Origin of the sequence: Binatus sp. (SeqCode) (genome assembly GCF_036522015.1) — a bacterium.
Taxonomy (GTDB): Bacteria; Desulfobacterota; Binatia; order Binatales; family Binataceae; genus Binatus.
The window spans coordinates 1-7813 of the sequence record NZ_DATDGQ010000123.1 but is presented as its reverse complement, the minus strand read 5'-3'; the positions used below and the strand labels follow the sequence as shown (position 1 = coordinate 7813).

Genomic DNA, 7813 nt, shown 5'->3' with positions numbered 1-7813 from the left:
GGTTGAGCAGCCGCTCGCGAATGTCAGGGCGGCGCATCTGCGGGAGCGGCAGGCTGATGTCGTCGATCGCGATCGTCACGCGCATGTTGGGACTGAGCTGCGCGAACAGCGGGTCCTGGTTCTCCGGATGAAGCAGGGCGTAACGAATCGCCTGGTCGGGGTCGGCAAGCGGGTCCAGCGGCGGCGGCGGATAGATAACGCGGGTGCCGGCCGGCAGCTTCTCGAACAGAAATTCCTCGCCGTACGGAATGATGCGGCGCTCCGAGCGCCGATTCAGCTTGACGACCAGTTCCTTGCGCGCGCCCACCTCGTGCCGCAGCTCCGCAATTTTCAGTTCCTTGAGTTTTGCTTCAGGCCGCGCCATCCGAGCCTCGCGTCGATCGTTCGCTGTCGGGGTTTAAATCTTTATCTGTGTGATCTTGGTCGTGGTCGAAATCGTCGCGCGGCCCGGAATCCGCAGCCTTCTCGAAGTGTAGCACCGGCCATTGCCGGCTAAGTGCGGCGGCGCGCAATCTGCGGTCGGGGTTCACGGCAACGGGGTGTCCGAGCGCGGCGAGAAACGAGGTGTCGTAATGCGAGTCGGCGTAACCCCAGCAATCCGCGAGATCGATATCATGCGCGGCGGCGTACTCTGCGCACCAGACCGCTTTCTCGTCGCCCGCCATCACAGGTTCGGCCAGCCTGCCGGTTGCGCGGCCACGGCTGAAGACAAATCTATTCGCGGCGAAGTCCACCACACCAAGGTGACGCGCGAGCGGCGCGACGATGAAGTCCGGCGATCCGGTGACGAGCACCGGCTCGATCCCGGCCTCGCGATTCGCCTCGATCAATTCCACTGCGCGCGGAAAAAGATGGCCGATGAGGATGCGCTCGCAATATTCCTCGCCGAGTGACAACAGCCGGTCGCGCGAGACGCCCTTGAAGGCCTCGAACAGGGCAGTGTTCAGCAGCCGGCGGTCGCGCTGCTCCGCGACGTACAAGCGGGGGATCCGCGCGGCGAATCCGAGCAGGTAAGAGACCCGCCCGCTCCATTCGCCGACGTTGGCGAGCGTGAAAATCGCGGCATGCACCAGGTTCAGATCGACCAGCGTGCCGTCGAGATCGTAAAACGCGGCGCGGCGCTTTTGCGGCCTGGAAGCCTTGGGCGCGTGGCCGTTGGTTGATTTTTTGTAACCGGAAACTGACATGTCAGTCTACCTTGGGGCCAAAAAAAGAGGCGCCGGTCGGACCCGCTTCGCCATCAGCTCTGCCTCGCGGCCGCACGTATTTCAACAACTCCGGGCGCGCGACGCCGCTCAGGCCAAACTGGAGTATTTCCTCGACTAACGCCGACGGGTCGGTGTCATCGCTACGCGAGAGCATCCCGATCAACTCCTTGATTCCGCCCAGGATCGCATAGGACACCGCGCGCGTATCCGAGTTGCGCACCAGGTTCATCTCGATTCCGAGGTCGAGCGATCGTTTTATCAGCGCCGCGACGCGATCGTAGAAATCCTGGATCTTGTCGTCGAGCTCGTGGTCGAAGCCCGTCGAATGGTTCAGCAGAATGTCGGTGAGTTCGCGCTCCGCCATCGCATAGCTGAGCACCCGCGTCAGGTTCGCGCGCAACTGATCGACCGGATCGGGCTCTCCCGGTCCCGGGCGCAGCCGCTGGATTCTCTGGGTCAACTCAGTGACCGCCTGCTCGAGCAATTCCTCGAACAGGTCCTTCTTGTTCTGGAAATAAAGATAAAACGTGCCGCGCGCGATGCGGGCGCGGGCAATGATGTCCGCGACATTGGTCCTGTGGTATCCCTTGCGAGCAAAGATGCGCTTGGCGTGGCGCAGCACCTGCGCGCGTCGTGCTTGACGTTCCATCGCGGTTTTCCTGGATTGTTTTAAGCGTAGTTCGAGATGGCGCGCGGTGTCAAATCGGTAATCGGGGGAAGGGGAGATCACTTGATTGAATGCGGAACCCACCGTGGGTTCCGCACCTTGGGCAGGGGTGAACCGTGCACCCAGTGAAAAGTACTAATCGCAAAATGGCGAGGACGCCCTTTTGCTCTCACTTAAATAAATCCGGTTCCCCTTCCTGCTCGGGAAGGGGTTTGGGGTTAGGTTCCTTGCATCGTTCGCGACGCCCCGTGATCGTGTTACGAAAGGGCTTTGGAGGGATCAGATGAGCGATTCACAATTCTGGGACAAGGTTCACGCGGCGGCCGCAAAAGCGACGTGGGCATATTTGGCGACCACCAATGGAACGCAGCCGAAGGTCCGCGTCGTGCATCCGGCGTTCGAGGGCGAGCGCGTGTGGGTGGCGACGGGACGCGCGTCGGCCAAGGCCGCTCATATCGACAAGAACCCGAAGGTCGAGCTCTTCTACCAAATCGGTGCCGAGATGGTTCACCTGACAGTTACGGGAACGGCAAAATTCGTCGAAGACCTCGCTGAAAAAAAGCGAATCTGGGACGGCAAGGTCTTCGACTACGAGCTCTCGCAGTTCTGGCCCGGCGGCGCGGAGTCGAAAGATTTCGGGTTGATGCTGATGACGCCCGGGCGCGTCGAGCTGACGTCGCTACCAGAAATGATGACTGGCAAGCAGCCGGAAGTCTGGCGCGCGTCGCGCAAGTAATTCTCCCCGCGATTGTTCCCCTTCCCTCGAGGGAAGGGGTTAGGGGTCAGGTTGACCGCCCGTTCGCGCTCTACCCGCGGACGCGTTCGCGGGCGAAGATTGCGCGCTCTTCGGCGGTCATCTTTTCGCGGATGCGCGAGCCTTTCCCCAGATGCCGATATTCGCCGCCTTCTGAGAAGTACTCCTCATAAGGTTGTGCCGGGATTGGCTCCGGCGGCGGCGCGTCGGTGATTTTCACGTCGAGTACATCCTCGACCAGTTTGCTGTCGTACATCCTGACTGCGTCGTAGTCCGTCAACAGCGCGCATACTTCGACGCAGATGTAGCATCCGATGCATTCCTGGAAGCGGTCCTGCACCGGCTGCACGCCGCGGCCCGGAACCGAGCCCGGCGACAGGTACTCGATGCATTGCACGGGGCAAAACTCCGGACACTTGCCGCACGGGAAGCAAAGGTTCACGTCCATGAACGCGACTTCGCGTGGACGTTTTTTCTTTTGTCCTACTTCCTCCGGCGTCTCGGGGATACGGTCTTCCTTGAGCCGGCGCTTGATGATGTCGATCGCGCTCATACTTCTATTGTCACGCTTTTTCGCGCCGGCCGGTCAAGCGCCCCGGGAAATCGTTGTTATCTGACGGCGAAGATGCGGCCGGTCGATGTACCGACGTAGAGCACTCCCGACGCCGACGATGCGGCCGTCGAGATCGTGCCGAAGCTGCGCGCCGTCCAGACGTAGCTGCCGTCGCCCGTCAGTACGGCGCCTACGTCACCCGTCGCCGCATCGAATACGCCGTCGTAGCCGAGCGCGGTCAATCCCGCGCCGCCCGGTTTCAGCGACGAGTTTTTCCATTGGAGCTGACCATCGGCGGTGACGCCGTAAGTCGTGTCTCCCCCCGCGAAGATCGCGCCCGATGGAGCGACGACCGGTCCCGCCGTTACCCTATGCGCGGAATTGACATGCCAAACGGGATTGCCGGTTCGCAGATCGATCGCATACACACCGCCCCCGGCCGAGCCCGCATAAACTACATCGTCGGCGTACGCAACCGCTCCCGAAAACCCGCCATCAGGCTGGAACGTCCAGACCACACCGCCATCTGATGCGAGCGCGATAACCGAGCCGCGTGACGTTCCCACCACTACGCCGTCCGGCGTGACCGCGGCGCTGGTAACAGCTCCGACATTCACGCGCCAATTGAGAGAGCCGCCGGTGCTGACCGACACGAGGTCGGCGCCCACCGGGGAGTAAATCGCACGATCGGTTGCTGCGAGCGGTCCCGCGCTGTCTCCAATTTCAAGATTCCATTGCCTGGAGCCGTCGGAACCAATCGCCGCAAGCGTCTTAGCGGACGACATCGCGACCACCGTCCCGTCGGGCAATACTGCCGGCGACGACCCCGCCGCCTCGCGATGCATCACTTCCTTGCCCGCGGAATTCAGCCCATGCAGAACGCCGTCACGCGTGATGAAGAAAATTGAGCCGTCGCTGCCGGTCGCGATTCGCCCGCGCAATTCTGAGCCCGGATCGAACGTCCACATCAGAACACCCGCATTTCGAGTCGATGCCGCCGGCGTGCTCGACGCCCCCGGCGTCGAGGCGCTTCTCAGAGCCGTGGTCGACGTCGCAGTGGCGGTCGGTGGCGGGAGGCCGCATATCGGGCACGTATTGACGTCCGTATAAACGCCGATAGCAAGGGACTGACTGCTAATTCCGCCACTGCTGGCAAGAATGCAGACGCATCCGGCAAATCCGGTCGTATAGACGCCGCCCATCGCGCCGGACAGCGGCGCCTGGAACACCGTGTTGTCGGTCGACGTCCACAAGGTGAACTGTCCGAAGGTGATATCCACCAACTTGATTTTGTTTTGCTTCTGCTTCACGAAAGTTCCGATCGCATTGAATGCGACCGTTCCTCCCGTCGGCACGGCATCAGGCCCGCTGCTCAATATGGTGGTGGGAAGAGCAGTCGGGCGCGCCGTCAACGTAGGCGTCGTTGACGGCGTCGGTTTCTTCGTGTGGGTGGGCGTAGTCGATGGCGCGGCGGTTATGGTCGGGGTGAAAGTGGCGGTGGGCGGGGGACCGTCCGCGATTACGATCGCTTCAAGCGAGAAACCAGGGGCGGGGGTTATGGCTGGTCCGCCGCCGCTACTACCGCTGGTGCAACTGAGCACCATCGCTCCGAGCACGAACAACAAAACCGGCGCAACCACCAGCCATCTGAGCCACCGCGAAAACATCAAGTCATGAGCTATGACGATGGCAGTGCGCGATGTCAAGTTGACGCGCGATTCGTGAACGAGATTTACGAGTTGATTTCAGTGTGCGCGAATGCATGGCGCGAAATTCTCAAGTTGATGAACGATTCCGACGTCTCACAACACTGACGAAGGCAAGCATCGATTCACTGAAAAGCAAAAAAATGGCGGGCATCTGAAGAGGGGGGGGACTCTCCAATGCCCGCCTGTTCGTACCAGCCGTCCGCGTACGCTGCGGACGGAAACCGGTTGATTGGGAGGAACAAACCAACCGGCCAGGTGCCAGAGCCGTTCGCACCTGTTTATTGAGACGATTCAATTCTGTGATTATTCAAAGTCGAAAAAGTTTTCATTTGCACACGCCGCTGCTCGGACTAGACTCGGTGCTGGAGGATACGAAAAAGCGATGGAATATCGGCGATTAGGTGGTACGGGGCTCAAAGTTTCCGAGCTTTGTCTTGGATGCATGACCTTTGGACGTGAGACAGACGAAAAAACTGCAGGAAAAATTCTCGATCGGTTTATCGAAGTTGGCGGCAATTTCCTTGACACTGCGAACGTTTACGCGGCAGGTGCGTCGGAGGAAATTCTCGGGCGAATTCTCGGCGAGCGGCGAAAAGACCTGATTGTCGCCACAAAAGTTCGCTTCAATGCTAATATTTTTATCGGTAAATCAGTGGGCCCGAATCAAATCGGCCTCTCGCGCGGGCATATCATGTCGGAGGTCGAGGCCAGCCTGCGTCGCTTGAAGATGGACTACATCGATCTCTACCAGGTCCATTCATGGGACTTCGAAACGCCAATCGAAGAGACGATGCGCGCGCTCGACGACCTCGTGCGTCACGGTAAGGTCAGGTACATCGGCGCGTCAAATTTTACGGCATGGCAACTGATGAAGAGTCTATGGGTTAGCGATAAACACGACTTTGCACGGTTTGATTGCTTGCAGCCGCAATACAGCCTGATTTCGCGTGAGATCGAGCGCGAGATTCTGCCGCTATGCCGCTACGAAGGCGTCGGCGTGATTCCGTGGAGTCCGCTCGGCGGCGGATTTCTGACTGGTAAGTACCGATCGGGTCAGCGCCCGCCCGAGGATAGCCGCCTCGCCAAGATGGATATGTGGAATCGGCTCGCTGACGAGCGCAATTATTCGAAGCTCGAAGCGGTCGAGCACGTCGCGAAAGAGCGCGGCCGCGCGATCTCGCAAGTCGCGCTGGCGTGGGTGAATGAACAGCCCGGCGTCAGCTCGGTGATTTACGGCGCCCGGACCGAGGAGCAGAACGAGCAGAATCTTGGTGCGTTAGGATTTCGGCTCGAAGCCGCCGAGCTCGCGGCACTGAACAAAGCGAGCGCATTGCCGCTCGAGTATCCCGATTCGATGCAATCGCGGCTGCCCGGCTACTCCCGAACCTAATCCCACCTCTTAGTTTCCCTTCCCCCTCGAACGGGGGAGGGAATTATTCTCGGAGGGGGAAGGGAACCGGATAGAGGTCAACCTTGGAACGACGGACCCATAAAAGTGCTAGGTGCAATCGGCGACGGCGCATCTTGTCCAGCTGCGTTCTGTGAGAACTGGCTGCCAACCGTAAGACCGCCGTCCACCACCATCGCCTGTCCAGTGACGAATTCCGAATCGTCGCTGGCAAGGTACAGCGCCATCCCGGCGATATCTTCCGGATGTCCCGCGCGTGGTATCGGTTGCCCCTTTGCCATCCAAAGTTCCATCGCTTCTTTCACGCCGGGCTGATTGCGATGCAGTATCGGCGTATTAATTCCGCCGGGGCAGATGCAGTTGACCCGGATCTTGTCCTTGGCAAACTCCAACGCCGCCGAACGCGTCAGGTTGACGACGCCGGCCTTTGCCGCGCAGTACGCATGCAATCCGTTGAAACCGCGGATGCCGGCGACCGACGCGGTTGAGATTATCGAGCCGCCGCCTGCTTTGCGCAGCTCGGGTGCCGCATGCTTCATGCCTAAGAACACGCCGCGCAGCAATACCGCCTGGCTCTTGTCCCAGTCTTCGACCGAGATATTTTCGAGCGGTCCGACCGCGCCGCCGATTCCGGCGTTGTTATAGATGATGTCGAGACGCCCGAACTCCTTGATTGCGCGCGCGATCAGCGCCTTGATTTCGGCTTCGGCGGACACGTCAGCTTTCTGGAAGACCGCGCGCCCGGCGTTCTCCTTGCAATCGCGCACTGCTGCTTCGCCGCCTTCGACGTTGAGGTCGGCGATCACGACCGCCGCGCCTTCGCCCGCGAACTTGATTGCGGTCGCCCGCCCGATCCCGCTCGCCGCACCCGTGATTACAGCAACCTTACCCTTGAGCCTGTCCATTTCAGATTCCCCTGCTTGAAAAATTACGTCGCCAACGCAATGTGCGTGACTCGCATCGAAGTAATTATCAGACCGCGCCTCGAAGCGGGTAACGCGCGGATGCGCGCGCCGGGAGCGCGATAGACTGATCTGCAAACGAGCGTATTCTGTGTACGAAGATGATATTTCAAGGGTCTCTTCCGCTGCTAGAGAGTTAGGCTAAGACGCGAGCTGCAGATGAAGCCGGCGCAGGCACTCTTGTTTGACTTGGACGACACCCTCCTTGATGGCAGCGCGCTAAAGGAATCAATCGTCCAGACTTGTGAGGTGATCGCTTCAAGCGGCCCTGGATTAGAAGCGACTGGCTTGGTCGAGGCGAACAGCAAGATTTGGCCGGAGTATTGGCGGGAAATCGAAGAGAAGTGGACGTTAGGCACGCTTGACACCGCATCATTGAGCCTCGAAGGGTGGCGCCGCACGCTTCGCGCCTGCGGCTGCGACGACGAGTTGCTGGCACAGCTAGCGGCCCTGACTCACTCGCGGCTTGGCCGTGACGCACGTCGTCTGTTCCATGACGTCGCAGTGCTACTCGCTGCGGTAAAAAAGGCTCGGGTTCCGCTCGGGATAGTC

9 protein-coding genes and 1 pseudogene are annotated in these 7813 nt (G+C 60.2%); 4 read left to right on the top strand and 6 right to left on the bottom strand.

The window, feature by feature from the left end:
- From VIW95_RS05180 to VIW95_RS05170, 3 genes are all read right to left on the bottom strand, one after another.
- Positions 1–364, bottom strand: a 364-nt coding sequence (locus VIW95_RS05180; RefSeq protein WP_331584356.1) for a lactate racemase domain-containing protein, incomplete at its 3' end; no start/stop codon positions are given.
- The gene (locus VIW95_RS05175) at positions 351–1187 is read right to left on the bottom strand and encodes an HAD-IB family hydrolase (RefSeq protein WP_331584355.1); all 837 of its coding nucleotides are present in this window, start codon (positions 1185–1187) and stop codon (positions 351–353) included. The genes VIW95_RS05175 and VIW95_RS05180, both read right to left, overlap by 14 nt.
- A gap of 1 nt (position 1188) precedes the next feature.
- Positions 1189–1857, bottom strand: a complete 669-nt coding sequence (locus tag VIW95_RS05170; RefSeq protein ID WP_331584354.1) for a TetR/AcrR family transcriptional regulator — start codon at positions 1855–1857, stop codon at positions 1189–1191.
- A 301-nt stretch (positions 1858–2158) separates the two neighbouring features.
- Here VIW95_RS05170 and VIW95_RS05165 point away from each other — a divergent pair, with 301 nt between their 5' ends.
- Positions 2159–2611, top strand: a complete 453-nt coding sequence (locus VIW95_RS05165; protein ID WP_331584353.1) for a pyridoxamine 5'-phosphate oxidase family protein — start codon at positions 2159–2161, stop codon at positions 2609–2611.
- Positions 2612–2681: 70 nt separating this feature from the next.
- Here the strand turns inward: VIW95_RS05165 and VIW95_RS05160 are convergent, their stop codons facing one another.
- Positions 2682–3182: a hypothetical protein gene (locus VIW95_RS05160; RefSeq protein ID WP_331584352.1), complete on the bottom strand. Its 501-nt coding sequence runs from the start codon at positions 3180–3182 to the stop codon at positions 2682–2684.
- Between the two features lie 56 nt (positions 3183–3238).
- Positions 3239–4492 carry a PQQ-binding-like beta-propeller repeat protein gene (locus tag VIW95_RS05155; protein WP_331584351.1) on the bottom strand — a complete coding sequence of 418 codons (1254 nt, stop codon included), beginning with the start codon at positions 4490–4492 and terminating at the stop codon, positions 3239–3241.
- Positions 4493–4508: 16 nt separating this feature from the next.
- Here VIW95_RS05155 and VIW95_RS05150 point away from each other — a divergent pair, with 16 nt between their 5' ends.
- Both VIW95_RS05150 and VIW95_RS05145 read left to right on the top strand, forming a co-directional pair.
- Positions 4509–4859 (top strand): hypothetical protein, encoded by a 351-nt coding sequence (locus VIW95_RS05150; protein ID WP_331584350.1) that lies wholly within the window; start codon positions 4509–4511, stop codon positions 4857–4859.
- Between the two features lie 414 nt (positions 4860–5273).
- Positions 5274–6281 carry an aldo/keto reductase gene (locus VIW95_RS05145; RefSeq protein ID WP_331584349.1) on the top strand — a complete coding sequence of 336 codons (1008 nt, stop codon included), beginning with the start codon at positions 5274–5276 and terminating at the stop codon, positions 6279–6281.
- A gap of 77 nt (positions 6282–6358) precedes the next feature.
- Here the strand turns inward: VIW95_RS05145 and VIW95_RS05140 are convergent, their stop codons facing one another.
- Complete coding sequence (locus VIW95_RS05140) at positions 6359–7204, bottom strand: SDR family oxidoreductase (protein WP_331584348.1); 846 nt, start codon at positions 7202–7204, stop codon at positions 6359–6361.
- A 216-nt stretch (positions 7205–7420) separates the two neighbouring features.
- Here VIW95_RS05140 and VIW95_RS05135 point away from each other — a divergent pair.
- Positions 7421–7813: pseudogene (locus tag VIW95_RS05135) on the top strand (hypothetical protein); the annotation flags it as partial.

What these genes read in the sequence shown, in the direction of transcription:
- VIW95_RS05165 (WP_331584353.1), top strand. Translation starts at nt 2,159, where the DNA reads ATGAGCGATTCACAATTCTGGGACAAGGTTCACGCGGCGGCCGCAAAA.
- VIW95_RS05170 (WP_331584354.1), bottom strand. Translation starts at nt 1,857, where the DNA reads ATGGAACGTCAAGCACGACGCGCGCAGGTGCTGCGCCACGCCAAGCGC.
- VIW95_RS05160 (WP_331584352.1), bottom strand. Translation starts at nt 3,182, where the DNA reads ATGAGCGCGATCGACATCATCAAGCGCCGGCTCAAGGAAGACCGTATC.
- VIW95_RS05175 (WP_331584355.1), bottom strand. Translation starts at nt 1,187, where the DNA reads ATGTCAGTTTCCGGTTACAAAAAATCAACCAACGGCCACGCGCCCAAG.
- VIW95_RS05140 (WP_331584348.1), bottom strand. Translation starts at nt 7,204, where the DNA reads ATGGACAGGCTCAAGGGTAAGGTTGCTGTAATCACGGGTGCGGCGAGC.
- VIW95_RS05145 (WP_331584349.1), top strand. Translation starts at nt 5,274, where the DNA reads ATGGAATATCGGCGATTAGGTGGTACGGGGCTCAAAGTTTCCGAGCTT.